This is a genomic window from Cyanobium sp. NS01 (assembly GCF_014280235.1).
In the GTDB taxonomy this organism is placed as follows: domain Bacteria; phylum Cyanobacteriota; class Cyanobacteriia; order PCC-6307; family Cyanobiaceae; genus NIES-981.
Genome location: NZ_CP047940.1, coordinates 1,307,335 through 1,329,675, shown reverse-complemented (window position 1 = coordinate 1,329,675; position 22,341 = coordinate 1,307,335). Strand labels below are relative to the sequence as shown.

Genomic DNA, 22,341 nt, shown 5'->3' with positions numbered 1-22,341 from the left:
GAGCTCATCGCCGCCGATCAGGCTGTAGGCGCCGTTGACGTAGGCGGTGATGCCATTGCCGGTGAGCACCTTGCCCACCATGCGCGTTTCCCAGGATCCGCCGGGCCAAGTCCTGCGCTGGGGCCGGGCTGCGGCGGCCAAGCAGTTCCAGGAGCATCAGCGGTTGGTCGATGGGGCTCATGTGCATGCGCTCGGCGATGTAGTCGCGCAGGCGCTCGTAGGTGGCGGAGGGGCTGGAGGCCATGGGGGCATCCTGGCCTGGGAGGAGAGGGCTGGTGCGGGGTGTGACGCGGGTGGAACTTGTAAGGGGAGACCCACCAAGGACCCATGTCGGCGCCAAATCCAGCCGATCGTCATGAGCCTCTGTGCCGCTTAGGCTGGAAAACCCAGGGAACCGCCATGACAGACCAGCTTGGTCGCATCACCATCGACCCTGAGATCTGTCACGGGAAGCCAACGATCCGCGGGTTGCGTTATCCTGTGGAGATGATACTTGAATTGCTGTCTGCAGGAATGAGTGCGTCGGAAATTCTTGCCGATTACCCTGATCTTGAGTCAGTCGATATCACAGCAGTGCTGGAGTACGCAACTCAGCTGTCACGAGTTCAGCGCATTGAAGTTCTCTCTGCATGAGAATCCTGCTGGATGCCCAGCTGCCTCGATCTCTTGTTCGGCCTCTGGAGGCATGGGGATGCGATGTTCTGCATACCCTTGATCTACCAGCAGGCAATCGCAGCTCCGATCGGGTGATTTCCGCCATCGCGGATCGTGATCAACGTGTTGTCTTCAGCAAGGATGCTGATTTTGTTCGCAGTCATCTGTTGCGCGGCACTCCAGCCAGGCTCCTGGTTGTCGCCACGGGCAACATCGGCAACCCGGATCTCACTGCGTTGCTGCTTCGTGCTCTGTCGGAGCTGATCCATCTGTTCGAAAGCCACGTCCTCATTGAGTTGAGTCGGAAGGCATTGGTTGTCAGGTTCTGAACCTCAGCTCGTTCTTCAGCAGCACCCGGCCGCTGCCCTCCAGCGTGCAGAACACACAGCCCGCCTCGCGCGGGATGGCGCTTGCCGGCATTGCAGTGGAAGCCGAGGGCCTGCAGGTTGCTGAGGTCGTCAGAGCCGCCGTGGTTGCTGGGCACGATGTGGTCCACCTCCAAGGCCCGCTGGTGCTCATGGGCTCCGCAGCACTCGCAGCGGCCTCTGGCGCGAGTGAGCACCCGGACTTTGATCGAGCCGCTGATCGCCGTGCGGTGGCGGCTCCTGTGGGCGAACACCTCCTCACCCCGCTGCTGGCGGAAGGCATCAAGGCGCTGGCGGCAGAGCTGCAGCAGCTGGTCGCGCTCGCCGTCGCTCAGCTCCTCGCCGCCCACCAGGGCGTAAGTGCCCTTCTCGCAGAGGGTGATGCCGTTGCCGGTGAGCACCTTGCCTACCATGGGCTTACCAGGATCCGGCGGGCCACGTCCTGCGCGGGGGCGGGGCTGCGGCGGGGGCGGGGGCATGGGGGCATGGGGGCATCCTGGCTGGGGTGTGACGGGGGTGGCACCTGTTGGGAGGACAACAGCCCTCTGGACTTCTGGCCTGCTTCGTTTTGCTGACTGCATTGGTTCTAAAATCCATGCCATGCCCCTTTGGAGGCCTCGGCTGATGGCGGCGAATCTTCCCCTGGGCCAGATGAGTCTGGAAGACAAACTTGAGGCGATGGAACTCCTATGGGCGGATCTCTCCGCCACGCCCGATCAGGTCGTATCGCCTGCCTGGCATCGCGATGAATTACGGCGGCGCCGCAACCAGCTGGAGCAGGGTTCCGCCCGGTTTCAGTCTTGGAACGACGCCATGACTGACCTCAAGGCCGAGCTTCGTGGATATCAGGCTCCTTGATGCGGCCACCGATGATCTACGGAACGGTTGGTTGTTCTACGAACTTCAGGCACCGGGGCTGGGCAATCGCTTTCTGGATGCCGTCGAAGCTGATGTTCAATCGTTGACTGTCTATGGCGGCATTCATCTTCAGGTCGATGGGTTTCATCGCATGTTGATCAGGCGGTTTCCCTTTGCGCTTTACGACGTGATGGAGGCGACGAGTATCGACATCTACGCCATCCTCGATTGTCGTCGCGATCCGATCTGGATTCGCCGGCAGAGCTCAAGCAGCTCGTCGCGTCGTGGCTCCGCCACGCTGGCCTTCGGCCAGGTACCGCCATCGCTCAACTCGTCGCCGCCGATCAGGCTGTCGTGGCCATCGCCCTAGGCGGTGATGCCGTTGAAGGTGAACCCGGCCCACCATGCGCTTGCCAGGATCCGCAGGGCGGTGGTCTGCCGCAGGCGAAGCAAGGCAGCAGAGGGGCTGGATGCCATGGAGCGATGCTGGCGGCTGCGGGGCGACCGGGCCAGGTTTTGTTTTGGGTGGCCCGTCAAGCAGGAGCCCCAGCTGGGATCCCTTCTGGCGTGAGTGTGTAGCGGCTGCAGGGAGCCTGGCTCCGGGTGTGGCTGAGCTGCTCCAGTGCTGGTCCTACGCTCGCAGCACGCCTCGGCCAGGGAAACAAGGGCTCCAGCCACATCTGATGGTGGTTATGGCCTCGGAGACCACCCATCTCAAGGTGTGGAGCGTTGTCGCCAGAGCTTTGGGTCGCGGCCGCAATGCAGCACGGCCAGCACCACGATGCTGTTCTGCTCGTGAACCGGCAGGTAGATGACGCCGTAGGGGAAGCGCCGGATCAGGGCTCGACGGGTGCTGCGGTAGCCCACGGCGTAGGCCTCAGGGTTGCTGCGGATGCGATGGAAAGTCACGCGCACCTGTTCCAGAAAAAGCCGACCCAGGCCCTGCTCCTGAGCTTCGTACCAGCGGGCCGCAGCCTCGAGATCGAGCTGGGCTTCGGGGCGGAGCCGAAGCCTCATGTTCAGAGGGACTGCTCCAGGGAGTCCAGCACCGCATCTGCATCAAGGCCGGGGTCACCGTCCGCCAGGAAGCGCTCCAGCCGCTGATCGATCAGTTGGCGATCAGGTTCCGTGAGTTCTGGGCCGATCTGCTCGGCGGCGATGGAGTCCCAAAGGGTCTGCACCAGCTCCAGCCGTTGCGCCAGGGGCAGGGTCAGTAGGTCATTCACCACGCGCCGTGCCGGCAGGGCCGGAGACCAGATGGTTTCACCGTAGCGGGGGCCTGCAGATGCGTTGCTCTCGCAGCCCCCTGCGCTTTACCGGCAGCATCATGCCCCTGGCGTCTTGCCGCCGATCAAGCTGTCGTGGCTATCGCCGTAGGTCGTGAAGCCGTTGCCGGTGAGCACCTTTCCCACCATCCGTTGCCCAGGATCCGTCGGGTCACGTCCTGCGCCGGGGCCGGGCATGGGGGTATCCAGGCGGGTGTGACGGGGGTGGCACTGATGTCTTGAGGACCCCTCTTCGGTTGGGCATGCCGGCCCCCTCAGGCCGGCCTTTGCTCACCAGCACCCCCGCCAGTCCTGAGTGTCTATACTCTGCTTCAGGCTGAACCATGGTTTTGCGATGGCTTCTGACCTCACCCCCGCCGTCGGTGCCGCCCTGCTCGCAGCAGATGCCCGCCTGCTCGCTCAGGAATACCGCCGCGTGCTGGCTCCTTCGGGATCGCCTTCCTCTGCAGGCCCGTTGCGGCTTGGCTTTCGCGAGCTCCTCTACTTCCAGGTGGTCAGCAGTCTGAGCGCCGAGGGCCTGCAGCTCTCCCCTGACCAGAAGCGTGAGGTTTTCCGTGTGTTGACCGTGAAGACTCACCGGTTGCCTGAGGGCCTGCCCCGGCGGCAGGTAGCCCAAGGGGGCTGGTCCCGTGGCCCCGGTGAGCTGCGCAAGACAGGTGCCGTTCCCTTCCGTTTCGACCTCCTCGGCGTGAGCCGGGACCTGCGTTACCGCTATCGGCTCTACAGGCGGCCCCATTCCCTGGTGGAGAGCGATCCGGCCGTCTGTTCTGGGCAGCCTGTGTTCCGGGGCACAAGGATTCCCGTGGCCGTGGTTGTGGAGCAGCTTCGCTCCGGCGTCAGCCGCAGCACGCTGGAAGAGGATTTCCCCCAGCTCAGCCGGCAGGCCCTCGATTACGCGCAGATCCAGGCACGCTTGCCCAAGCCTCCCGGCCGCCCTCGGCGCCCCCTCGCCCTGCAACGCGGCTGAAGGATCATGCCTTGAGGCTGTTGATCGACGAAAATCTCAGTCCGCGCCTGGCCCGCTGGGCCTGTGAACAGGAAATTCCGGCAGAGGCGGCTGTGCATGTCGGTCTTGCTGGCGCCAAGGATGACGCGGTCTTCGCCCATGCCCTGGCCCGCGGTCAGATTGTGGTCACGGTGAACGTGGGCGATTTCATTCGCTTGGCCGCCACCATGGAGGTGCACCCTGGGGTGATCGCCCTCAGGGAGGCTGGCTTGAGTGCGGAACAGCAGTGGCTCCGGGTCCAATCAGCTCTGCAGCTGATCCAACACAGGAAAGACACTGATCTGATCAATCGCGTGCTTGAGATCCAATCTGAAGCTGTGTACGTGTGGCATGAGATTCCAGCCATCTGAGTCAATCCCTGCCGGTGCAACTCTGAGACCAACGATGGCCATGGCTTGTCGGCATTGCAGCGGAAGCAGAGCGCCTGCAGGATGCTGATGATCGCCGCGATGCCGTTGCCGGTGAGCCACGTCCTGCGCTGGGGCCGGGCTGTGGCGGCCCAGCTGTTCCATGAGCATCAGCGGTTGGTCGATGGGGCTCATGCGCATCTGCTTGGCGATGGTGTGCCTCAGGTGCTCGTAGGTGGGGGAGGGGTGCGAGGGCATGGGGGCATCCTGGCTGGGGTGTGACGGGGGGTGGCACCTGTGGGGCAGAAGCCCTGCGGCGATGCCATGCCCTTTGTCACCCCTTCGGAAAGACTTGGCGAGTTGCCTACGATGAATCCACTGAAGGCAGCAGAGACTGTGCGTACGTTCTCCGCCGTGATCGAGCGCTGCGCGGACACGGGCCTGCTTGTGGGCTACGTCCCTGGCTTTCCCGGCGCTCATAGCCAGGGGGAGACCCTTGATGAGCTGCAGGTCAACCTCCAGGAGGTGATCACCATGCTCCTGGAGGACGGCGAGCCTGCCCCGGGGAGCGACTTCGTGGGCCTGCAGCAGATCGTGGTGCCGGCCTGAACGTGGGCTGAACCCCCGTCCTCAAGTCCTCTGAGGTGGCGGACATTCTTCGGAAGCTGGGCTTCGATGTGGTTCGCCAACGCGGCTCCCATCTGCAGTTTCGTGATCCTCGAGGACGCTGCACCACAGTTCCTGTCCACAGGGGACGTGATATCTCTCCTCCGCTGCTTCGTCAGATCGCCAAGGACATCGGCATGACCCTGGAGGAGTTCCTCAGCCACCGCTGAGCCCCGAATCGGTGATGTGGCGCAGGCGACGCAGTTCGTGGGTGAGTGGTGATCTCAGGCGAGTTGCAGCAGCCAGGCTTTGAGGGTCTTCTCCAGACACTGCTGCGCGGCCCAGCCCCAGCTGGCTTCCTCCACCTCTGGATCCAGCAGACGGCGGGCCATCCTGAGGTCGCGGCGGGCGATGCGCAGCAGCCGCAGCGCTTCAGGCCTGGCCATCGAGTCGAACGCCCTCTCGTAGGGCCTCATACACCAGGGAGCCTGGCTCCTTGGCTCGGCGGTCCACTTCGCTGCTCGAGTGGAGCACCAGGTCGACCGACAGATCCGGCTGGGCCACGGCACCCCAGAGGTCAGCGAGCAGCGCAAAGCGGTCGCGCTGCGCCAGCCAGGCATCAGACACGGTGATCAGCAGGTCCACATCGGAGTCGGCCCGGCCATCACCGCGGGCCCTCGATCCGTAGCCGCAGGCTTCTCCGCAGGAGTAGAGACGCACATCAGCAGCAGGGATCAGCTGGCGAATGCCGGCAAGCATGCCCGCCAGCCTCGGCTCGATCGGTTTGGAGGCTGTCGTGGAAGTCATGGTTCCAATCTGACGGCCACTGGCTTCGCCCGGTAGCAGGCACACCATCGCTGCGGTCTGGATGAACGCGCGCAGGCGAAAGAAGGCAGCAGAGGGGCTGGAGGCCATGGAGTGATGCTGGCGGCTGCCGGCCACCAGGGCCCGGTTTGGTTTTGGGCGGCCCGTTAGGAAGGAGCCCCTGCTGGGATCGCTTCTGGCGTGATCGCGTTCCGGATGCAGCAACCCGGCGCCGGGCGTGGTTGTGCCGTCCTCGTCCCTTTGCCCAGTCAGGGGCGGCATCCCGCTCACCGCCGCAAGACTGGTGCCATTGGAGGGCGCTATGCCGGAAATCCTTTTCGTTGTCGAGGAAGCGGAGGATGGCTCCTACCGGACCAGCGCAGCTGCCGCCGCGATCCACACCGAGGCCGACACCCTTGATGCGACTCCATCTCGAGAGCTCGGGACTACTGGCTTAGAAACGCCTCCACGCTGATACCGGCCTGCCGCAGAATCGCCCCGAAGGTGACCTCCGGCCTGACACCAGGAAGGCCAGATCCAGCAAGATGATCACCCCGATGCTGATCAAGACACCGCAAGGAACGCCCCCTTCTTGCGCGTCTCGTCTTGCTCGTCTCGCAGGGGTGGACGTTCAGCGCCTATCCCACCCCACCCGGGCCGAGCGAGCGCAGCATGGCCCAGAGGCTGCCGCCGGCTTCGGGGCGCTCCACGCCACGGTTCAGAAACCACATGGCGCCCGCCATGGCGTTGAGCCCCAGCACGGCCAGCCACACCGTCCATCCTTCCGGCAGCTTCATGGCCTTCACTTCTGGCAACGGCATCCATCATCTCCGGTGGGGCTGACATGCCCCCCTTGGCTGGTCCAGCTCCGCGATGCGCGGCTGCCATCCAGCCAGGCTGAAGTTCCACCAGGCTGGCCACGGACCCCAGCCCCGCCCGATCCGATGGTCAGCCCACCTACCCCCTCCGGCCTGGGACCTGACGGCGAGGTGTGGTGGATCCCTGCCCTCGATTGCGCCACGGAGGAACTGGAGATTCGCCAGGCCCTCAGCGATGTGGCCGGCATTGCTGAGCTGCGCTTCCAGCTGGCCAGCCACAGCCTGCTGATCCGCGCCGATGCGGCGGCCCTGGCCCAGGCGGAGCTGCTCCTGCAGCGTCTCGGCTACCCGCCCCAGCGGCTGGAGGGCACTGCGGCGTCCACTCCCCGGGCCGCTCCGGTGCCCTGGGCCAGGATGCTTCTGGCCCTGCTGCTCGCTGCCGCCGCCGAGGCCGTGAATGTGCTGGTGCCGGGCTCCGCGGCGCAGCAGGCCCTGGTGCTGGGGCTGTCGGCGAGTGCCATTGGCCTGGCAGGACTGGCGGTGTACCTCAAGGGACTGGCTGCCCTGCGCCAGGGGCGGCTCAACATCAACGCCCTGATGGCTGTGGCGGTGAGCGGGGCCTTCCTGATCGGTCACTGGCCGGAAGCCGGCATGGTGATGGCCCTCTACGCCCTGGCCGAGGCGCTGGAGGCCCAGGCGGCAGACCGTGCCCGCCAGGCCATCGGCAACCTGATGCAGCTGGCCCCCGAGCTGGCCACGGTGGAGCTGCGGCTTGGGCAGTGGGCCCGCACCGAAGTGGGCCACGTGGTGGTGGGGCAACGGCTGCGGGTGGAGCCCGGCGAGCGGATTCCCCTCGACGGGGTGGTGCTCAGCGGCCGCAGCGCCGTGAACCAGGCCCCGGTGACCGGCGAGAGCCTGCCGGTGGACAAGGCCAGCGGTGATGCGGTGTTTGCCGGCACTCTGAACACCGACGGCGCCCTGGAGATCCGCTCCACCTGCACGGCGGCCACCAGCACCCTGGCCCGGATCATTCACGCGGTGGAGGAGGCCCAGGCCTCACGGGCGCCCATCCAGCGCTTTGTGGATCGCTTCGCGGCGCGCTACACGCCTGTGGTGTTTCTGCTGGCGCTCTTGGTGGCCCTGCTGAGCCCGGTGCTGCTGGGGCTCACACCGCTCGAGGCGGTGTACCGGGCCCTGGTGCTGCTGGTGATCGCCTGTCCCTGTGCCCTGGTGATCGCTACCCCGGTCACCCTGGTGAGTGGACTCACCGCCGCCGCCCGGCGCGGCATCGTGATCAAGGGCGGCCTCCACCTGGAGCAGGCCCGCAACCTGCGCCTGCTGGCCTTCGACAAGACCGGCACCCTCACCACCGGCCGGCCCAGGCTGGAGGCCTTCGAGGTGATCGACAGCCGCATCCCGGCCGGCCAGCTGCGCCAGTGGGCCGCCTCCCTCGCCTGCCGTTCGGACCACCCCATCTCCCGCGCCATCGCGGCGGGGCTGGATGCGGAGCGGCTGCCGGTGGAGGAGCTGAGCGCCAGCGGCGGCCGTGGTCTGAGCGGCCTGGTGGAGGGTCGGCCCCTCTGGCTCGCCAGCCACCGCTGGATTCAGGAGCTGGGTCTCGACACCCCCGAGCTCAGCGACAGGATCAGGCAGCAGCAGCGGCGGGCCCGCAGCGTCAGCCTGTTGGCCGATGCCCAGGGCGTGCTGGCTCTCTGCGGCTCGGCCGATCCGCTTCGCCCCAGCGCCGCCAGGGCCGTGGAGCGCCTGAAGCACCTCGGCCTCAAGCTGGTGATGCTCAGTGGCGACAACGCCCTCACGGCTGAGCTGGTCGGCCGGCAGGCCGGCATCGAGCGGGTTCACAGCGGCCTGCTGCCTGAGCAGAAGCTGGAGCTGGTGCTCGCTCTGCAAAAGGAGGGACCCACCGGCATGGTGGGCGATGGCATCAACGACGCGCCCGCCCTGGCCGGGGCGACGGTGGGCTTTGCCATGGGCGCCGCCGGCAGTGACACCGCCATGGACACCGCCGATGTGGTGGTGATGGACGATGACCCGAACCGTCTGGCCGACACCATCCTTCTGTCGCGGCAGACCTGGCGGGTGCTCTGGCAGAACATCGGCCTTGCCCTCGGCATCAAGGCGGCCTTTCTGCTGCTCACCCTCACGGGCAGCGCCACCATGTGGCAGGCCGTTGTTGCCGACATGGGCACCAGCCTGCTGGTGATCGCCAACGGCCTGCGCCTGCTGCGTCAGCGCTGGGCCTGATCCTTGGACGCTGGCCGAGGTGTGAACCTTCGATCCTGGAGCTCGCTGGCTTCATCAAAGCCGAACATCTCAAGCCAGGTCTCCGCTGCGCGCCGCAGGGTGAATCCCTGGGTGGTCATCAGCCGTTGGATCTGATCCTGTGCCCAGGAACGGCGGCCCAGAGCAGGAACCTGCCCGGTGAGCTCATCGCAGACAGCATGGTTGTGACCGATCCAGTCACTGGTCACGGCCGTGGTGGACGAACCTGTGCCGCTGGCCAGCCATCCCAGGTGGCGCGCCAGGGGCTGGTCAGGGCGCAGATGGGACATTCCGATAGCCGGACGGTTGGCTTGCTCCCACCACTCCCTTGCTGCGCCAGTGTCATGGCCATGCTGATCCCGCGCTCGACGGGGAAAGAATGTGATGAGAAAGGGGGTGGGGTTCTGCTCTCTTTGATCCCCTAACCCTTATCGTTCTGCCTCATGGATGAAGGCACCATGGAACCCAGTCCGTCAACAGATCCATCCCTCTGCCTGCCACCCGGTCTGGTCTCGGGATTTCGCCGCGCTGGATCGGTTCTGGCGGGTCTCGCCACCAGCGCCCTGGCCCTGGCCCTCCCGGCTGCGGCGAACGGCGGCACGCTCTACAGCCTCACCACCCGCTGCCTCGTCGGGGATGAGGAGCAGCCCTGCCGCATTGAGGCCATCGGTGGCCAGGGCGTCACGGTCTACCGCCACATCATTGACAGCACAGTCACCTCAATCCGTCTGATCGACTCCCCTGAGGGGGCACAGATCTGGGATCACACCGCCAAGGCCTGGACGGGTCTGAGCGCGCTGAGCATGGATTTCGGCAACAACGAACTCTGTTTCCAGGCCAAGGACGCCGCCTCGATCTGCACCCTGAATCCCAATTATTTCGCCAGCCTTCGTGCCCAGTTTCCCGACCTCCAACGCGATGTGATCAAGGCCACCTTTGATGCCGACGGACACATCGCGGCCATTTGCTACACGAGGGAAGCCTGCGATCAGGGGTTCTGAGATCTCCATGAACACCTTGATCAGCACCATCTCCGCCAGCCTGGCCCTGATCGCCGCTCTCCAGCCTGGAGCCCTCTCCGCCGGCCTCAGCCCCCGCCCTGAGCCTCAGGCTGAGCTGCGCGCCCAGTCCCAACGCCTCCGACGTCCCGATGGGGATGGTCGCGACCGGCGCGGAAGTGGCGAGCGGCGTTCGCCGAATCGTTCAGCCGAACCCCCCCGTCGGCCTTCTCAAGGCCGCAGCAATGAGCGCGGCGGTGGGCCCAGCTCTGGCCGGGCCAGCGGGCGCAGCAGTGGCCGAGGCAACGACATGGTGCTGCGACCACCGAGGGGTCTGGGCTCCGGCAGCCAGAGACCAGCCGGCGGCTGGATCGACCGCAACCCCGGCTCCGGCAACTTCCGCTCGTCCCGCAACAACGCCGTCTCGCTGCCGGCCCGCACCGGCCGCTCTGTGGCCACGGGATCCTCCCGCTGGCGCCGGCCGATCTATTCGCGGCCGGTGATTGCCGGCAACACCGTCAACGTCTCGCGCTCCACCTGGGTGGGACCGTCCTGGTCCAGCCGGCGGCCCTGGTCTCATGGCTGGTATGGCAGCGGCTGGACGGACAGCCGCCCCAGCTGGTGGTGGTGGAACGGCTCCTCGGTGATCTGGGGGATCAGCCAGGTGGCTTCGGCGGCGATCATCGCCAACGCCGTGAACAATGCCGTGAGCACCAACAGTGATTCGATCCCTGTTTCGAACAGTGCCTACCGGTTGCGCTTCGGTTCGGTGCAACCCATCGGCAGCAAGGGCGTGGAGTTCCTGTTTGATTACGACGGACGCATCTTCTCAGCCACGGCCGATTGCCAGCGAGGGGAACTCAATGGGGAGCGCCCCTATACCCCGGCTGAAGCCGAACTGCTCAATGCGGCCTGTGCCGTGGCTTTTGCGTCGTTCTGAACAAACCCCGAACCCTCAGGATGTTCACCGATGAAACTTCTATCAAGTCTGATGGCTTGCTTCTTCCGCTTCTGTGGCGAACACTGATTTGCTCAACCAAGCGCGCTAAGCGTGATGCGCTCCTGCATGTAGGCGATGGCTTCCGCCTCCACTCGCTGCAGCGGAATGCCCTTGAGATCAGAGACAGGCCGAAACCCGGCAACTCTGAGCTACTCCATTGCAGGCTGAATCGAAACCTGCGTTCGCCCATGGCGGCTGGAACGGGATGACGCTGAAGGGATGAGACTGCTGGCCCTGAATGACAGCGAGCTGACGGGGGGTGGGCAGATTGAGGGCGCTGATCAGGAGGCGGCCGCTGCTGGTGATCATGACGCTCAAAGCTTTCAAAGCTGAGCCGCATGGGGTGCATCTTTGGCCATGGGATCTGGGCGACGGCGCAGCAGTCAGGCCTGAGCCACGCCAGCCTGAATCTCGCCAGAGGGATCCAATCGGGATACGGGCTCACCGGCTGACTGCCAGCCGGCAAAGCTGGGCGGGAATCCCCTGACCTGATCAAATCCCTGCAACTGGAGTGCCATCACTCCCATCGCTGATCGGTAGCCCGTCGAGCAATACAACACCACGGCTTGATCCGTGGGGATGAGGTTGAGGCGGTGCTCGAGATCCTTGAGAGGAATGTTGATGGCTCCTGAGATATGTCCTGCCTGGTATTCAGAGGGCTGGCGCACATCAACCAGCAAGGCCTCGTCACTTCCGATCAGGCGCTTCAAGGCTGGAACTGTGCGAACAGCGTAATAGTCTCCCGGCATGGAAACGAGATAACGATCAACGGCGCTCTCCAATGTGGGCTCAGGTGGTGTGGAAGCAGCCATGGCGATCGGCTGAGCTCCCACGCCAAGCAGAACGCAGGCCATCAGGATCAGGCCAACAACCGCCGTTTCAAGTGATATCCAGATGCGCTGGTGCCAGATGGGACGGTCTTGACCATGATCGTCTTGAAACGGTTTCACTGCTCTTGCCTGGCTCGGCCACGCCGGCCCCTGGAGTTGCAGGGTGAAACTCCTGTGCACATTGCACTCGTGCATCGCCATCCGTGAGGGAGGCAGGGAGGTTGTCGTCATCGTCAGACATGAGAACGGGATGGGCTGGAGCCGCAGGAGACGCTGATGGCCCCGCTCCAGCGGGGGCTCGACCTGGCACCCGATCCTCCTGTTAACACAGTAGCGTTGAACGACGTTATGTTGCGATAGGCGTTATGGGCATTCCTGTTGCCGTGGATCGAGTGGCTGGCCGCCCGGGTCACTGCTGCTCGCCTGGGCCCTTGCTGAGGTCAGTGGCTGCAGCTGTTCTGCTTGCTCTGGTGTTGATGGTGCTGCCACTCCAGGCCACGGCAGCGGACGATCCGCTGCGCTGGAGCCTCACCGACTCCTCGGGCCATCTCTGGGGCCTGACCCTGTTTGAGCAGCCCGATCCCGCCTACCCAGCCGGCTGGCGCCTGCGCCTGAACGCCCGCTCACCCGGGCAGGCGGTGGATCACCAGCGGCCGCTGCTGCTGAGCGATGCACTCGGCGGCGACTGGCTGCTGCCGAACCGCAGTGGGGAATTGGTGGCCCTCGGAGCGGAGGATCTCCCTGAGACCTCGGCCCAGTTCGACGCCGACGCCATGGAACCGAGGCCGAGTGAGGTGCTGCCGCTGCAGCTGCAGGTGCCGACCGATGACCGGGAGGGCGCCGTGAAGGTGATGCTGCCACCCGACGTGGTGCAGGTCCTGCATGGCCTGCCTCCGCACCGCTGACATCACTGGGCTGAAGCCATGAGCTCCCCCCCCCCCCTGTTTCAACCAACCTCACGATGCCGAGCCACCTCAACGAACGACTGCAGAAATGGGGCTTCTCCTGGGAAGGTCTGCGGAACAACCGCCATGGCGAGTGGTGGGTGCTGGCCCAGATGATCCTGATCTCCGCCCACTGGCTGCCACCAACGCCTGCCCCGGCGGCACTGGGGATTCACTGGCCGCTGGCGATGCGACTGATCGGTGGGTTCACGATCCTGACCGGCCTGTTCATCGGCGGCCAGGGAGCTCTGAACCTGGGGGACAGTCTCAGTCCGCTGCCCGAACCGATCGCCGGAGCGCCCCTGGTCACCGAAGGCGCCTACGCCCGCTGCCGCCATCCCCTGTATCAGTCGCTGCTGCTCTGTTCCCTGGGGGTGACGCTGGCTCTCGGCAGCCTGCTGCATCTGGGCCTGCTGCTGGCCTTGGCGACCGTGCTCAGCCTGAAGGCCCGTCGCGAAGAACAGCGGCTGTGCTCCATGCACGCCACCTATGCCGACTTCATGGCATCCACCCCGGCGATCATTCCCTTTGTTCCAGGCCTCGACTGGCGCTAGCCCCTGCCTGCAGCACCGCTGTCCACCCGTCAGGCCATTTCTGGGCAAGGCGTGCGCCATTTCGACATCAGCTGGTGGCCGAGTGTCAATTCACCAAACTGGCGGCTCAGGATTCGCGGCAAGATTTCCACTGGATCAGCATGACTTTGCCCCGAAAAAGAAGCGGGCACTTTCCCCCTCGCCCTCCCGCTCACTGGCTCCTAGCGAGCGATCATCCTTCTGGTCGGCATCGGGCTGCCCGCCACGGCAAACCAGCAGCGTGGTGAACAGCCCGACCACATCTGAACAACTGTGGCGGGACTGCCATCGTTCGTGGCCGAGTGATCCCGCCTGTGTCAGGGACTGATGCGACCCACCGCCCTCCTGGCCTGGTTGAGGATGTTGCCCTCCAGGGGCACATAGCCGAGGCTGGCAGCCTGGTTCTGAGCCGCCGGGCTGAGCAGGTGGTTCATCGCCGTGCGGATCGAGTTGGTTTTGGCGCCGTTACCGCGCTGGTAGGCCAGGATCCAGGTGAGGGTGGAGATGGGGTAGCTGTTGGCGCCGGCGGGGTTGGGATTCTCGCCGGCGAGGTTGCCATCCAGCTTGATGTTGTTCAGCGCCGCTGCGCCGCTGGCACGGGTGGGCATCACGAACCTGCCGGCCCTGTTCTGCAGTGCCGCTGATTTCAGCTTGCCCCTCACGAAGGCCTGGTTCACGTAGCCGATGCCGCCTGGGGTGTTGGTCAGCACGCCGGCGACGCCTTCATTGCCCTTGCCGCCCAGACCCACAGGCCACTTCACCGCCTTGCCCTCTCCCACCTTGCGCTTCCATTCGGGCGAGAAGGCGCTCAGGGAATTGGTGAAGGCGAACGTGGTGCCGGAGCCGTCGGAGCGATGCACCACGGTGATCTTGCCGCGACCACACCTGAGCTGCTCCCAGCTGGTGATCCTGCCCAGGAAGATATCCACCAGCTGCTTCTGGGTGAGATTCAGCTTGGCGCAGTCGGCTTTGTTGAACGCCACAGCGATGGTGCCGCCCACGGCGGGGAACTGCACCACACCTCGCTTCACCTTGGCCGATTCTGCAGACCTGATCGGCTCATCGGTGGCGCCGAAATCCACACTGCCGGCCACGAACTGACGCACCCCGGCACCTGAGCCCACCGACTGATAGTTGACGCGAACCCTGTTGGCCACACCGGCGAAGGCTCTCTGGTAGAAGGGCGCCGGGAAACTGGCGCCGGCACCGCTGATCGTGGCCTGGGCCAGGGAGGGATGGATCACGGCGGTGACTGCCGTCAGACCGGCAGCCGTGGCGCCGATGGCGATGCAGGCTTTCTTGGCGAACGTCATGGGTTGGGAGTGGACGGGGAAGTCACTCCCTTGTTAGCCGCATGAAATGGTCAGATCCCTATCGCCTGATTAACGAATGGTCAAGGCTTGGTGGCACGCCCAGATTCAGGGCTTCGAGCTGATCGCGGCGGGCGAAGATATCGGCGGGTGTGCCCTCCAGCACCAGCCGCCCGCCCTCGATCACGAACAGCCAGTCGGCCCAGCTGTTCAGGAACTCCATGTCATGGCTGGCCACCAGGATGGTGGTGCCGCTGGCATGAATCCGCTGCAACTGCTGCAGCAACGCCCGGCCATGGCCCGGGCTCAGATAGGCGGTGGGCTCATCGAGCAGCAGCAGCTCGGGCTCGAGCACCATCACATCGGCCAGGGAGAGGCTTTTTTTCTGGCCCATGCTGAGCATGTGGGTGGGGCGCTCCAGCAAGGCCTCCAGCCCGAAGGTCTCCGCCGCCTGTTGCATCCGGCGGCGGATTTCAGCCTCATCCAGGCCCAGATTCACCAGACCGAAGGAGAGGTCCTCCTCCACCGTGGTGGCCACCAGCTGATGTTCCGGGTTCTGAAACACCAGCCCCACCTGCTGGCGCAGGCGGCGCAGGGATCCGCGCGCGTAGCGGATTGGTGCCTCTCGCCAGCGGAGTTGGCCCTGCTGAGGGCGCAGCAGGCCATTGGCCAGCAGGAACAGGGTGGTTTTGCCGCAGCCGTTGTCGCCGATCAGGCCGCAGCGCCACCCCTCGGGCACGTCCAGGCTGAGGCCGCTGATGCACGCTTCGAGGGCGCAGGGGTAGCGGAAGCCCACCGCCTCGAAGCGCAGCAGGGTTGTTGCCGGCTTGCCGCCATCGGGGGGCTGCGCTGGAGTCATCGCCCCAGCCCCAAGGACAGGGCACCGAGCAGGGCACAGCCGGCGATGGCCTCTCGCTGATGGCGCGGCGAGCCCCGGTGTCGCTCTGCAGCCAGCACCCGCAGCTCGCCGTCAAACCCCCGGGCCGCCAGGCCCATGGCGAGGCCCCGGTAGCTCGCCAGGGAGCGATGCAATAACTGGGCCACCAGCACCCCCAGACTCTTCAGTCGCTGCCTCCAGCCGCGCCTCCCGGCCCTGGCCTGCTGCGCCACCCACAGCTCGCTGGCGATGCCCATCAGGGTGAAGATGAAGCCATAGGTGAGCACCAGCAGCTCCAGCAGCAGGGGCGGCAGTCGCAGGCGCCGCAGCACAGCGATCAGCTCACTGAAGGGCGTGGTGAGCAGCACGAACATCAGACAGCTGCTGGCGGCCAGCGAGCGGCTGATCAGCAGCGCGGCCTGCCCCACCCCCTGCTGGCTCACGTAAACCATCCAGCCGCCGGCCAGGGGCCGGGCCAGCTGCTGCCACACGTCCCCGCGAGCGGTGGCGGTGAAGGCGTCGAGCGGCACCGCCTGCAGCAGCAGGGCCGGCAGGCTGGCGATGGCGAACCCCAGCGGCAGCAGCAGCAGCGGCAGGTAGAGCCGCGCCGGGATCGCGGCGTACACCACGATCCAGAGCGCCAGCCAGAGGCTGATCAGGCCCTGGACCAGCGGAGGTGCCACCAGCCCCAGCAGCAGCAGCACCGCCGCAAAGGCCAGCTTCTGCCCCGGGGGCAACCAGCGCAGCCGGTTGCCGTAGGCCAGGGCGTCAATCCGGTGACTCATCGCCCCTGTTCAGAGCGCGTCCTTTGTAGAGCCCGATCACGTAGCCGATCACACCGGCGCCAAGGGCCGCCTGGCTGGCGAACAGCAGGCTTTCCACCTCGCCGCTGGGCAACGCCACCACCGCGTTGAACCAGGGCCTGTAGCTGGGCTGGATCTCGCTGATGGCGTCCATGCCCTGGCCGTCGGCGCCGGAGAATTCGCCGCGCACGACCAGCACGGGCAGGGCGCTCAGGGCCACCACGGCGAGCACCAGCAGCCAGTTGCCCTGGGGGCGTTGCTTTCCAGAATCGGTCATGGGGTCAGCTCTCCTGGTGGAGCAGGCGGAGGGTCTTGAGCTCGGGCTGGCCATAGGACTGCAACCAGTTCCACACCAGCACGGTGAGCAGGCCTTCGGTGATGGCCAGGGGAATCTGGGTGATCGCGAAGATGCTGCCGAATTTCAGGAATGAGGCCATCACCCCACCGCTGGCGGCGGGGAAGGCGATCGCCAGCTGGCCAGCGGTGACCACGTAGGTGGCCAGATTGGCGAGGGCGGCGGCGGCGAACACCGCCAGGCGCCTGTGGCCGCTGCTGCTGAAGAGCTGAAAGGCGCCCCATGCCACGAAGGGCCCCACGATCGCCATCGAGAAGATGTTGGCGCCCAGGGTGGTGAGCCCACCGTGGGCCAGCAGCAGCGCCTGGAACAGCAGCACGATGCTGCCGATCACGGTCATCACCGTGGGGCCGAACAGCATCGCGCCCAGGCCGGTGCCGGTGGGGTGGGAGCAGCTGCCGGTGACGGAGGGAATCTTCAGGGCCGAGAGCACGAAGGTGAAGGCGCCGGCCAGGGCCAGCAGCAGCTTCAGCTCCGGGTGGCTGCGGCTGATGCGCGTCAGCGACCGCAGGCCCACCGCCAGGAAGGGCAGCGAGATCAGCCACCAGGCCACGGCCCACTGCAGCGGCAGGAAGCCCTCGGCGATGTGCATCGCCTGCGCCGGGGCAGGCGTTAACAGAACAAGGCAGAAACTGAGCGCAGCCATCAACGACAGGCTGGCCAGCTTTGCTGGCGTGGTCTTCACTCTGTACCTCGCAGGTAAGACAGTTGAGTTGTGAAGAACGGCAGGTGTTCTGACTGATCAGGGTCCTGGGACCCTGAAACACAGTTGCGGGACAGCGGCCGATTTCAACGGCACTTTCCCTGTTGCCTCCGGCGGCTGAACCCCGCCGGAACCGTTCTGAATCCGAGCATACCCATGGCGGCTCAGCTCTTTCTCGCCCCGCTTCAGGTTTCGTGTCCGATTTCAGGGAGGCCGGCGTGCTCAGTAACCTGGGTGCTCCGTGTTCCCCCCGCGTCCATGGACTTTTTCGAAGTGCTCTGGCACGGCGAGGGCATCGGTGATGGCGGCGATCTGGAGGAGGCCCTGATGGCCTATGCCCTGGTGAAGCCCGACGACGGCGACTGGGCCGCCGCCTGCAGCGCCCCCGGCGCCGCTCCCTGCATCCGTCGCTACGCCTCCTTTGACGCCTTCCTCGACAACGCCGATGAGCTGGAGACGATTCCGGTCACGGCGGCGATGATCGAGGCCTGCCTGGCGCAGCTGCCCTGAGTTCCGCCCCACGACGAGCCCGGCCGCAGCGCTGATCCCGCCTGTCACTGCGCCAGCACCCGTGGGATCGCCTCCAGCCGCGTGGTGGCGGCCCGGGAGAGCCTGTCGCGCCGCATCGCCCAGGGCGGTTGCAGTCCGCAGGCGGCCCACTGCACGGTGCCGCGCCCGTAGCGGCGGTTGAGCCGGTCCACGGCGGCCATCAGGGCAGCGCGGCGCTGCTGCTGCTCCGGCGGCATCGGTTGCAGCAGGTGGTGTTGCAGCAGCTCCTCGCCCTGCAGCTGCAGCAGCAGCACGCCGGCCTTCTGCAGCGGGTGCTGGGGACGGAACAGGGCCTCGGCCAGGGGCAGGGCCGCCGCCAGCAGCACGGCGGTGTCCTGGCTGGGCAGCGCCAGGGTGAGGGTGGCGCTGTTGCTGTAGAAGCTGGTGCCGTTGAACGGGTTGCTGCGCACGAACACGCTCAGGGCCCCGGCCCGCTGCCGTTGGCGGCGCAGCTTCTCGGCCGCCCGCACCGTGTAGGTGGCCACCGCCTGGCGCAGCTCCGCGGCCGTGCGCACCGGCTGGCTGAAGCTGCGGCTCACGCAGGTTTCCTGCTTCGGCGCTGGCACCAGGGTGAGCGGCAGGCAGCGGTGGCCCCGCAGTTCCTGCTGCAGCCGCAGGCCCACCACGCCGCACTTCTGGCGCAGCTCACCGCTCGGCATGTCGCGCAGGGCGAGGGCATGGGCGACGCCCCGCAGCCGGCACCAGCGGGCCAGGCGTCGGCCGATGCCCCACACGTCTTCGATCGCCACCTGCTGCAGCCAGGCGGAGGGGTCGCTGCAGGCTCCCAGGTCGAACACATGGCCATGGGCCGGTTGCCCCTTGGCGAGGCGGTTGGCCAGCTTGGCCAGCACCTTGGTGGGGGCGAGGCCCACCGCCACCGGCAGCCCCAGCTCCCGCTGCACCGCCCGCCGCAGCTCCAGCCCCCAGGCGGTGAGATCGCTGCCCGGCGGCCGGGGCAGCAGGCCGAAGGCCTCGTCGATCGAGTAGATCTCCAGCTCCTCCACCCAGCGCTCCAGGGTGGCCATCAGCCGCTGGCTCATGTCGGCGTAGAGGGCGTAGTTGGAGCTGCGCACCACCACGCCGAGGCGCTCCAGCTGGCGCTGCACCTGGAAGTAGGGCTGGCCCATGGCGACGCCGAGCCGCCTGGCCTCGGCACTGCGCGACACGATGCAGCCGTCGTTGTTGGAGAGCACCACCAGCGGCCGGCCCAGCAGGGCGGGCTCCAGCACCGCCTCGCAGGAGGCATAGAAGTTGTTGCCATCGATCAGGGCGATGGCCGTGCTGGTCGGCATGGCCCCCTCAGCAGCGGCGGATCACATGGGTGGCCACCCCCCAGATGCGGGCGTCGGGATGCGGGTGCAGCGGCAGGGACGGGTAGGCGGGATGGGCCGCCTCCAGCCACTGCCGGGTTCCGCGGCCGGCCAGGCGTTTCACGGTGAAGCCGCCATCGAGCAGGGCCACTACCACCAGGCCCGCCCGCGGTTCGAGCTGCCGGTCCACCACCAGCAGGTCGCCGTGCCGGATGCCGGCATCGCGCATCGAGTCGCCGGCCACCCGCAGCAGCAGGGTGGCGCCGGGGTGGGGCACCAGCAGCCGCTGCAGGTTGAGGCCTGGCTGGGCGGTGGCCTGGCTTCTGGCCTGGGCGCTGGCGTGTGAGCTGGCCTGGCTGTTGGGGCGGCGCCTGGAGATGTCGGCCACGCCGCGGGGATCGTCAATCCACAGACTAGTACAGATGTACTGAGTGGATGCGGTGTCAGGGGCGCTGTTCTCCATACCATGGGCTCAACACCGCAGCCGATCAACGGTGGCCACGGGGATGGGCGCAACCACGCTGAGGCTGGGCACGGCGGGGGCGGGGCTGCTGCTGGTGCTGTTCCTGCTGGTGCATCTGGCCGGCGTGCTGCCGGCGGTGCTGGCCCCCGAGCGCTTTGAGGCCTATGCGGCCGGTCTGCATCGCGCCGCCTGGCTGCCCCTGGTGGAGCTGGCCCTGCTGGCTGCGGCACTGCTGCATCTGGGCCTGGGGCTGGCCAAGGTGATCGCCAACCGTCGCGCCGGCAACAGCGCCAGCCTCAGCAGCCGTCGCGGCCAGCCGCTGGCGGCTCTGGCGGCCCGCAGCCAGGCGATCGGCGGCGTGGGGCTGCTGCTCTTTCTGGCGGTGCATCTGGGCCAGCTGCGCTGGCCGCGCCCGCCGCAGGGGGCCGAACGGGCCGCCCTCGAGGCAGTGCTGCGCCAGCCGGCCATGCTGGCCCTCTACCTCGCCGCCGCCGCCGCCGTGGGACTGCATCTGCTGCATGGCTCGGAGGCCGCCCACCGCAGCCTGGGCCTGCTCGATGCCGGCAACGGCCCCCGCATCCGCCTGGCGGGGCGCCTGCTGGCCCTGGTGGTGGCCATCGGCTTCGCGGCGGTATCCGTGGCGCTGGCCCTCGGCCTGGGGCTGCCTCTGCAGCCGGGGCCATGAGCGGACTGCCCGATGCCCAGCTGCCCGGTGGTCCGCTGCCGCAGGCCTGGCAGCACTGCAAGGAGGGGCTGCCCCTGGTGAGCCCGCAGCGCAAGCGGCAGCTGCGGCTGCTGGTGGTGGGCAGCGGCCTGGCCGGCGCCTCGGCGGCGGCCACCCTGGCCGAACAGGGCTACCAGGTGCGGCTGCTCAGCTTCCATGACAGCCCGCGCCGGGCCCATTCAGTGGCGGCCCAGGGGGGCATCAATGCCGCCCGTCCCCGGGCCGCCGATGGCGACAGCATCAGCCGCCTGTTCGCCGACACCGTGCGCGGCGGCGACTTCCGCGCCCGCGAGGCGGGCTGCTGGCGGCTGGCGGAGATCAGCAGCGGCATCATTGATCAGTGCGTGGCCCAGGGCGTGCCCTTCGCCCGGGAGTACGGCGGCAGCCTGGCCACCCGCAACTTCGGCGGGGCCCTGGTGAGCCGCACCTTCTACGCCCGCGGCCAGACGGGCCAGCAGCTGCTCTACGGCGCCTACCAGGCCCTCATGCGCCAGGTGGCCGCCGGCCGGGTGGAGCTGCTCTGCCGCCGCGATGTGCTGGAGATCATCACCGTGGAGGGGGTGGCCCGCGGCGTGGTGGCCCGCCATCTGATCAGCGGTGAGCTGGAGGTGCACACCGCCCAGGCCGTGCTGCTGGCCAGCGGCGGCTACAGCAACGTGTATTTCCTCTCCACCAACGCGCTCAAGTCCAACGCCAGCGCCATCTGGCGGGCGCATCGCCAGGGCGCCCTGCTCGCCAACCCCTGCTTCACCCAGATCCACCCCACCTGCATCCCCAGCGGCGACGCCTACCAGAGCAAGCTCACCCTGATGAGCGAGAGCCTGCGCAATGACGGCCGCGTGTGGCTGCCGCTCCAGCCGGCCGATCCGCGCCCGCCGGCCGAGATTCCCGAGCAGGAGCGCGACTACTTCCTGGAGCGTCTCTATCCCGCCTACGGCAACATGGTGCCCCGCGATCTGGCCTCCCGGCGGGCCCGGGAGCTGTGCCAGGCCGGCCATGGCGTGGGGCCCGGCGGCCGCTCGGTGTACCTCGATCTGCGCGATGCGATCAGCAGCCAGGGCGCCAGCACGATCGAGAGCCGCTACGGCAATCTGCTGCAGATGTATGAGCGGATCACTGGCGAGGATCCCTACACCACGCCGCTGCGCATCTACCCGGCGCCCCACTACACGATGGGCGGCCTGTGGGTGGACTACCGGCTGATGAGTTCGATTCCGGGGCTGTTCGTGCTGGGTGAGGCCAACTTCTCCGAGCACGGCGCCAACCGGCTCGGGGCCAGCGCCCTGATGCAGGGCCTGGCCGATGGCTACTTCATCGCACCGCTCACGGTGACGGCCTGGCTGGCGGGCCATGCCACCCCTGCCATCGCGGCAGACCACCCGGCCTGCCGCGAGGCCCGCGCCCGGGCCGCTGGCCGCATCGCCGCCCTGCTGCAGGTGGCGGGCCCACGGCCCGTGGATGCCTTCCACCGGGAGCTGGGGGCGGTGATGATCGAGCGCTGCGGTATCAGCCGCGACGCCGCCGGCCTCAGGGCCGGGCTGGCGGAGGTGGCGGCGCTGGAGCAGCGCTTCCATGCCGAGGTGCGGCTGCCGGGCACGGCGGCGGGGCCCAATCCGGAGCTGGAGAAGGCGCTGCGGCTGGAGGATTTCTTCGGCCTGGCCCAGTTGATGCTGCGTGATGCCCTGGCCCGCGAGGAGTCGTGCGGGGCCCACTTCCGCGAGGAGCACCAGACCGCCGACGGCGAGGCCAGGCGTGATGACAGCCGCTTCGCCCACATCGCCGCCTGGGAGCACCGGGGCGGCGCCGACCCCGTTCGCCATGCTGAACCCCTGCGCTTCACCAGCCTCGAGCCCAGTGCCCGCAGCTACCGCTGAGCCCC

The 22,341-nt window shown here is 67.1% G+C and carries 32 protein-coding genes, 1 pseudogene and 1 riboswitch; of the genes and pseudogenes, 16 read left to right on the top strand and 17 right to left on the bottom strand.

Annotation, left to right across the window (positions count from 1 at the left end; genetic code table 11):
- Positions 1 to 4: 4 nt before the first annotated feature.
- Positions 5 to 244 carry a hypothetical protein gene (locus tag CyaNS01_RS14940; protein ID WP_225875876.1) on the bottom strand — a complete coding sequence of 80 codons (240 nt, stop codon included), beginning with the start codon at positions 242 to 244 and terminating at the stop codon, positions 5 to 7.
- 83 nt (positions 245 to 327) lie between these two features.
- Between CyaNS01_RS14940 and CyaNS01_RS06950 the strand changes: the two genes are divergently transcribed.
- Together CyaNS01_RS06950 and CyaNS01_RS14935 are read left to right on the top strand one after the other, a co-directional pair.
- Complete coding sequence (locus CyaNS01_RS06950) at positions 328 to 633, top strand: DUF433 domain-containing protein (protein ID WP_304523747.1); 306 nt, start codon at positions 328 to 330, stop codon at positions 631 to 633.
- Positions 630 to 890 (top strand): annotated as a pseudogene (locus CyaNS01_RS14935) (DUF5615 family PIN-like protein); the annotation flags it as partial. The gene CyaNS01_RS06950 and the pseudogene CyaNS01_RS14935, both read left to right, overlap by 4 nt.
- Here CyaNS01_RS14935 and CyaNS01_RS14320 read toward each other — a convergent pair.
- Positions 815 to 1,432: an HNH endonuclease gene (locus CyaNS01_RS14320; RefSeq protein WP_222934211.1), complete on the bottom strand. Its 618-nt coding sequence runs from the start codon at positions 1,430 to 1,432 to the stop codon at positions 815 to 817. The pseudogene CyaNS01_RS14935 and the gene CyaNS01_RS14320 overlap by 76 nt on opposite strands.
- 211 nt (positions 1,433 to 1,643) lie before the next feature.
- Here CyaNS01_RS14320 and CyaNS01_RS06935 point away from each other — a divergent pair, with 211 nt between their 5' ends.
- Entirely contained in the window at positions 1,644 to 1,877 is a 234-nt protein-coding gene (locus CyaNS01_RS06935) for an addiction module protein (protein WP_186699901.1), read from the top strand.
- Positions 1,858 to 2,247 (top strand): type II toxin-antitoxin system RelE/ParE family toxin, encoded by a 390-nt coding sequence (locus CyaNS01_RS06930; RefSeq protein ID WP_222934210.1) that lies wholly within the window; start codon positions 1,858 to 1,860, stop codon positions 2,245 to 2,247. Before CyaNS01_RS06935 ends, CyaNS01_RS06930 begins: the two co-directional genes overlap by 20 nt.
- Before the next feature lie 344 nt (positions 2,248 to 2,591).
- Here the strand turns inward: CyaNS01_RS06930 and CyaNS01_RS06925 are convergent, their stop codons facing one another.
- Positions 2,592 to 2,894: a type II toxin-antitoxin system RelE/ParE family toxin gene (locus CyaNS01_RS06925; protein WP_222934209.1), complete on the bottom strand. Its 303-nt coding sequence runs from the start codon at positions 2,892 to 2,894 to the stop codon at positions 2,592 to 2,594.
- Positions 2,895 to 2,896: 2 nt separating this feature from the next.
- Positions 2,897 to 3,103, bottom strand: coding sequence for an addiction module protein (locus CyaNS01_RS06920; RefSeq protein WP_222934208.1), 207 nt, complete (start codon positions 3,101 to 3,103; stop codon positions 2,897 to 2,899).
- Positions 3,104 to 3,497: 394 nt separating this feature from the next.
- Between CyaNS01_RS06920 and CyaNS01_RS06915 the strand changes: the two genes are divergently transcribed.
- Together CyaNS01_RS06915 and CyaNS01_RS14930 are read left to right on the top strand one after the other, a co-directional pair.
- A complete protein-coding gene (locus CyaNS01_RS06915) occupies positions 3,498 to 4,130 on the top strand; it encodes a DUF433 domain-containing protein (RefSeq protein WP_186699897.1) in 633 nt (210 codons plus the stop codon).
- Between the two features lie 11 nt (positions 4,131 to 4,141).
- Positions 4,142 to 4,519 carry a DUF5615 family PIN-like protein gene (locus tag CyaNS01_RS14930; RefSeq protein ID WP_186699895.1) on the top strand — a complete coding sequence of 126 codons (378 nt, stop codon included), beginning with the start codon at positions 4,142 to 4,144 and terminating at the stop codon, positions 4,517 to 4,519.
- Here CyaNS01_RS14930 and CyaNS01_RS06905 read toward each other — a convergent pair.
- Positions 4,412 to 4,774 (bottom strand): hypothetical protein, encoded by a 363-nt coding sequence (locus CyaNS01_RS06905; RefSeq protein WP_186700907.1) that lies wholly within the window; start codon positions 4,772 to 4,774, stop codon positions 4,412 to 4,414. The genes CyaNS01_RS14930 and CyaNS01_RS06905 overlap by 108 nt on opposite strands.
- Before the next feature lie 138 nt (positions 4,775 to 4,912).
- Here CyaNS01_RS06905 and CyaNS01_RS06900 point away from each other — a divergent pair, with 138 nt between their 5' ends.
- Both CyaNS01_RS06900 and CyaNS01_RS06895 read left to right on the top strand, forming a co-directional pair.
- Complete coding sequence (locus tag CyaNS01_RS06900) at positions 4,913 to 5,125, top strand: type II toxin-antitoxin system HicB family antitoxin (protein ID WP_255460140.1); 213 nt, start codon at positions 4,913 to 4,915, stop codon at positions 5,123 to 5,125.
- Between the two features lie 35 nt (positions 5,126 to 5,160).
- Positions 5,161 to 5,352, top strand: coding sequence for a type II toxin-antitoxin system HicA family toxin (locus CyaNS01_RS06895; RefSeq protein WP_186699891.1), 192 nt, complete (start codon positions 5,161 to 5,163; stop codon positions 5,350 to 5,352).
- A 54-nt stretch (positions 5,353 to 5,406) separates the two neighbouring features.
- Here the strand turns inward: CyaNS01_RS06895 and CyaNS01_RS06890 are convergent, their stop codons facing one another.
- The 3 genes from CyaNS01_RS06890 to CyaNS01_RS06880 all read right to left on the bottom strand — a co-directional run bounded on the left by CyaNS01_RS06890 (position 5,407) and on the right by CyaNS01_RS06880 (position 6,723).
- Positions 5,407 to 5,568 carry a HEPN domain-containing protein gene (locus CyaNS01_RS06890; protein ID WP_225875875.1) on the bottom strand — a complete coding sequence of 54 codons (162 nt, stop codon included), beginning with the start codon at positions 5,566 to 5,568 and terminating at the stop codon, positions 5,407 to 5,409.
- On the bottom strand, positions 5,555 to 5,929 hold the full coding sequence (locus CyaNS01_RS06885) for a nucleotidyltransferase domain-containing protein (RefSeq protein ID WP_186699887.1): 375 nt from the start codon (positions 5,927 to 5,929) through the stop codon (positions 5,555 to 5,557). Before CyaNS01_RS06885 ends, CyaNS01_RS06890 begins: the two co-directional genes overlap by 14 nt.
- A 635-nt stretch (positions 5,930 to 6,564) precedes the next feature.
- Entirely contained in the window at positions 6,565 to 6,723 is a 159-nt protein-coding gene (locus CyaNS01_RS06880; protein WP_186700906.1) for a hypothetical protein, read from the bottom strand.
- Positions 6,724 to 6,870: 147 nt separating this feature from the next.
- On the opposite strand from CyaNS01_RS06880, the gene CyaNS01_RS06875 reads away from it, so the two are divergent.
- Complete coding sequence (locus CyaNS01_RS06875; RefSeq protein WP_186699885.1) at positions 6,871 to 9,006, top strand: cation-translocating P-type ATPase; 2,136 nt, start codon at positions 6,871 to 6,873, stop codon at positions 9,004 to 9,006.
- On the opposite strand, the gene CyaNS01_RS06870 is transcribed toward CyaNS01_RS06875, so the two are convergent.
- Complete coding sequence (locus CyaNS01_RS06870; RefSeq protein WP_186699883.1) at positions 8,991 to 9,314, bottom strand: hypothetical protein; 324 nt, start codon at positions 9,312 to 9,314, stop codon at positions 8,991 to 8,993. The genes CyaNS01_RS06875 and CyaNS01_RS06870 overlap by 16 nt on opposite strands.
- A gap of 168 nt (positions 9,315 to 9,482) precedes the next feature.
- Here CyaNS01_RS06870 and CyaNS01_RS06865 point away from each other — a divergent pair, with 168 nt between their 5' ends.
- Entirely contained in the window at positions 9,483 to 10,025 is a 543-nt protein-coding gene (locus CyaNS01_RS06865; RefSeq protein WP_186699882.1) for a hypothetical protein, read from the top strand.
- 7 nt (positions 10,026 to 10,032) lie between these two features.
- Positions 10,033 to 10,962, top strand: a complete 930-nt coding sequence (locus tag CyaNS01_RS06860) for a hypothetical protein (protein WP_186699880.1) — start codon at positions 10,033 to 10,035, stop codon at positions 10,960 to 10,962.
- 443 nt (positions 10,963 to 11,405) lie between these two features.
- Here the strand turns inward: CyaNS01_RS06860 and CyaNS01_RS06855 are convergent, their stop codons facing one another.
- Positions 11,406 to 12,053 (bottom strand): rhodanese-like domain-containing protein, encoded by a 648-nt coding sequence (locus CyaNS01_RS06855; RefSeq protein ID WP_225875874.1) that lies wholly within the window; start codon positions 12,051 to 12,053, stop codon positions 11,406 to 11,408.
- Between the two features lie 242 nt (positions 12,054 to 12,295).
- Between CyaNS01_RS06855 and CyaNS01_RS06850 the strand changes: the two genes are divergently transcribed.
- A complete protein-coding gene (locus tag CyaNS01_RS06850) occupies positions 12,296 to 12,757 on the top strand; it encodes a DUF3122 domain-containing protein (RefSeq protein ID WP_225875873.1) in 462 nt (153 codons plus the stop codon).
- 56 nt (positions 12,758 to 12,813) lie between these two features.
- Entirely contained in the window at positions 12,814 to 13,350 is a 537-nt protein-coding gene (locus CyaNS01_RS06845) for an isoprenylcysteine carboxylmethyltransferase family protein (protein WP_186699876.1), read from the top strand.
- 335 nt (positions 13,351 to 13,685) lie between these two features.
- Here CyaNS01_RS06845 and pstS read toward each other — a convergent pair whose 3' ends face one another.
- Genes pstS through CyaNS01_RS06820 form a run of 5 tightly spaced genes read right to left on the bottom strand, consistent with a single transcriptional unit; the run spans position 13,686 to position 17,305 of the window.
- Positions 13,686 to 14,681: a phosphate ABC transporter substrate-binding protein PstS gene (gene pstS, locus CyaNS01_RS06840; protein WP_186699874.1), complete on the bottom strand. Its 996-nt coding sequence runs from the start codon at positions 14,679 to 14,681 to the stop codon at positions 13,686 to 13,688.
- Positions 14,682 to 14,739: 58 nt separating this feature from the next.
- Positions 14,740 to 15,537 (bottom strand): energy-coupling factor ABC transporter ATP-binding protein, encoded by a 798-nt coding sequence (locus tag CyaNS01_RS06835; protein ID WP_186699872.1) that lies wholly within the window; start codon positions 15,535 to 15,537, stop codon positions 14,740 to 14,742.
- Positions 15,534 to 16,340 carry a cobalt ECF transporter T component CbiQ gene (gene cbiQ, locus CyaNS01_RS06830; protein ID WP_186699870.1) on the bottom strand — a complete coding sequence of 269 codons (807 nt, stop codon included), beginning with the start codon at positions 16,338 to 16,340 and terminating at the stop codon, positions 15,534 to 15,536. The genes CyaNS01_RS06835 and cbiQ overlap by 4 nt, the downstream gene beginning before the upstream one ends.
- The gene (locus CyaNS01_RS06825; protein WP_186699868.1) at positions 16,324 to 16,635 is read right to left on the bottom strand and encodes an energy-coupling factor ABC transporter substrate-binding protein; all 312 of its coding nucleotides are present in this window, start codon (positions 16,633 to 16,635) and stop codon (positions 16,324 to 16,326) included. Before CyaNS01_RS06825 ends, cbiQ begins: the two co-directional genes overlap by 17 nt.
- Positions 16,636 to 16,639: 4 nt before the next feature.
- On the bottom strand, positions 16,640 to 17,305 hold the full coding sequence (locus CyaNS01_RS06820) for an energy-coupling factor ABC transporter permease (protein ID WP_222934207.1): 666 nt from the start codon (positions 17,303 to 17,305) through the stop codon (positions 16,640 to 16,642).
- A gap of 114 nt (positions 17,306 to 17,419) precedes the next feature.
- Positions 17,420 to 17,569: riboswitch (cobalamin riboswitch) on the bottom strand.
- Between the two features lie 105 nt (positions 17,570 to 17,674).
- On the opposite strand from CyaNS01_RS06820, the gene CyaNS01_RS06815 reads away from it, so the two are divergent.
- Positions 17,675 to 17,926, top strand: a complete 252-nt coding sequence (locus tag CyaNS01_RS06815) for a hypothetical protein (protein WP_186699864.1) — start codon at positions 17,675 to 17,677, stop codon at positions 17,924 to 17,926.
- A 44-nt stretch (positions 17,927 to 17,970) separates the two neighbouring features.
- On the opposite strand, the gene CyaNS01_RS06810 is transcribed toward CyaNS01_RS06815, so the two are convergent.
- Positions 17,971 to 19,257 (bottom strand): Y-family DNA polymerase, encoded by a 1,287-nt coding sequence (locus CyaNS01_RS06810; RefSeq protein WP_186699863.1) that lies wholly within the window; start codon positions 19,255 to 19,257, stop codon positions 17,971 to 17,973.
- 7 nt (positions 19,258 to 19,264) lie between these two features.
- Positions 19,265 to 19,738 carry a LexA family transcriptional regulator gene (locus CyaNS01_RS06805; protein ID WP_186699861.1) on the bottom strand — a complete coding sequence of 158 codons (474 nt, stop codon included), beginning with the start codon at positions 19,736 to 19,738 and terminating at the stop codon, positions 19,265 to 19,267.
- 43 nt (positions 19,739 to 19,781) lie between these two features.
- Here CyaNS01_RS06805 and CyaNS01_RS06800 point away from each other — a divergent pair, with 43 nt between their 5' ends.
- Entirely contained in the window at positions 19,782 to 20,423 is a 642-nt protein-coding gene (locus CyaNS01_RS06800) for a succinate dehydrogenase (protein WP_186699859.1), read from the top strand.
- Positions 20,420 to 22,336, top strand: a complete 1,917-nt coding sequence (locus CyaNS01_RS06795) for a fumarate reductase/succinate dehydrogenase flavoprotein subunit (protein ID WP_186699857.1) — start codon at positions 20,420 to 20,422, stop codon at positions 22,334 to 22,336. The genes CyaNS01_RS06800 and CyaNS01_RS06795 overlap by 4 nt, the downstream gene beginning before the upstream one ends.
- Positions 22,337 to 22,341 lie beyond the last annotated feature (5 nt).

Bases quoted from the DNA above. Each gene is read 5' to 3' on its own strand.
- CyaNS01_RS14940 (WP_225875876.1), bottom strand. From the start codon at position 244: ATGGCCTCCAGCCCCTCCGCCACCTACGAGCGCCTGCGCGACTACATC.
- CyaNS01_RS06950 (WP_304523747.1), top strand. From the start codon at position 328: ATGTCGGCGCCAAATCCAGCCGATCGTCATGAGCCTCTGTGCCGCTTA.
- CyaNS01_RS14320 (WP_222934211.1), bottom strand. From the start codon at position 1,432: ATGGTAGGCAAGGTGCTCACCGGCAACGGCATCACCCTCTGCGAGAAG.
- CyaNS01_RS06935 (WP_186699901.1), top strand. From the start codon at position 1,644: ATGGCGGCGAATCTTCCCCTGGGCCAGATGAGTCTGGAAGACAAACTT.
- CyaNS01_RS06925 (WP_222934209.1), bottom strand. From the start codon at position 2,894: ATGAGGCTTCGGCTCCGCCCCGAAGCCCAGCTCGATCTCGAGGCTGCG.
- CyaNS01_RS06915 (WP_186699897.1), top strand. From the start codon at position 3,498: ATGGCTTCTGACCTCACCCCCGCCGTCGGTGCCGCCCTGCTCGCAGCA.
- CyaNS01_RS06905 (WP_186700907.1), bottom strand. From the start codon at position 4,774: ATGCCCTCGCACCCCTCCCCCACCTACGAGCACCTGAGGCACACCATC.
- CyaNS01_RS06890 (WP_225875875.1), bottom strand. From the start codon at position 5,568: ATGGCCAGGCCTGAAGCGCTGCGGCTGCTGCGCATCGCCCGCCGCGAC.
- CyaNS01_RS06885 (WP_186699887.1), bottom strand. From the start codon at position 5,929: ATGACTTCCACGACAGCCTCCAAACCGATCGAGCCGAGGCTGGCGGGC.
- CyaNS01_RS06880 (WP_186700906.1), bottom strand. From the start codon at position 6,723: ATGAAGCTGCCGGAAGGATGGACGGTGTGGCTGGCCGTGCTGGGGCTC.
- CyaNS01_RS06875 (WP_186699885.1), top strand. From the start codon at position 6,871: ATGGTCAGCCCACCTACCCCCTCCGGCCTGGGACCTGACGGCGAGGTG.
- CyaNS01_RS06870 (WP_186699883.1), bottom strand. From the start codon at position 9,314: ATGTCCCATCTGCGCCCTGACCAGCCCCTGGCGCGCCACCTGGGATGG.
- CyaNS01_RS06865 (WP_186699882.1), top strand. From the start codon at position 9,483: ATGGAACCCAGTCCGTCAACAGATCCATCCCTCTGCCTGCCACCCGGT.
- CyaNS01_RS06860 (WP_186699880.1), top strand. From the start codon at position 10,033: ATGAACACCTTGATCAGCACCATCTCCGCCAGCCTGGCCCTGATCGCC.
- CyaNS01_RS06855 (WP_225875874.1), bottom strand. From the start codon at position 12,053: ATGGCGATGCACGAGTGCAATGTGCACAGGAGTTTCACCCTGCAACTC.
- CyaNS01_RS06845 (WP_186699876.1), top strand. From the start codon at position 12,814: ATGCCGAGCCACCTCAACGAACGACTGCAGAAATGGGGCTTCTCCTGG.
- pstS (WP_186699874.1), bottom strand. From the start codon at position 14,681: ATGACGTTCGCCAAGAAAGCCTGCATCGCCATCGGCGCCACGGCTGCC.
- CyaNS01_RS06835 (WP_186699872.1), bottom strand. From the start codon at position 15,537: ATGACTCCAGCGCAGCCCCCCGATGGCGGCAAGCCGGCAACAACCCTG.
- cbiQ (WP_186699870.1), bottom strand. From the start codon at position 16,340: ATGAGTCACCGGATTGACGCCCTGGCCTACGGCAACCGGCTGCGCTGG.
- CyaNS01_RS06825 (WP_186699868.1), bottom strand. From the start codon at position 16,635: ATGACCGATTCTGGAAAGCAACGCCCCCAGGGCAACTGGCTGCTGGTG.
- CyaNS01_RS06820 (WP_222934207.1), bottom strand. From the start codon at position 17,305: ATGCACATCGCCGAGGGCTTCCTGCCGCTGCAGTGGGCCGTGGCCTGG.
- CyaNS01_RS06815 (WP_186699864.1), top strand. From the start codon at position 17,675: ATGGACTTTTTCGAAGTGCTCTGGCACGGCGAGGGCATCGGTGATGGC.
- CyaNS01_RS06810 (WP_186699863.1), bottom strand. From the start codon at position 19,257: ATGCCGACCAGCACGGCCATCGCCCTGATCGATGGCAACAACTTCTAT.
- CyaNS01_RS06805 (WP_186699861.1), bottom strand. From the start codon at position 19,738: ATGGAGAACAGCGCCCCTGACACCGCATCCACTCAGTACATCTGTACT.
- CyaNS01_RS06800 (WP_186699859.1), top strand. From the start codon at position 19,782: ATGGGCGCAACCACGCTGAGGCTGGGCACGGCGGGGGCGGGGCTGCTG.
- CyaNS01_RS06795 (WP_186699857.1), top strand. From the start codon at position 20,420: ATGAGCGGACTGCCCGATGCCCAGCTGCCCGGTGGTCCGCTGCCGCAG.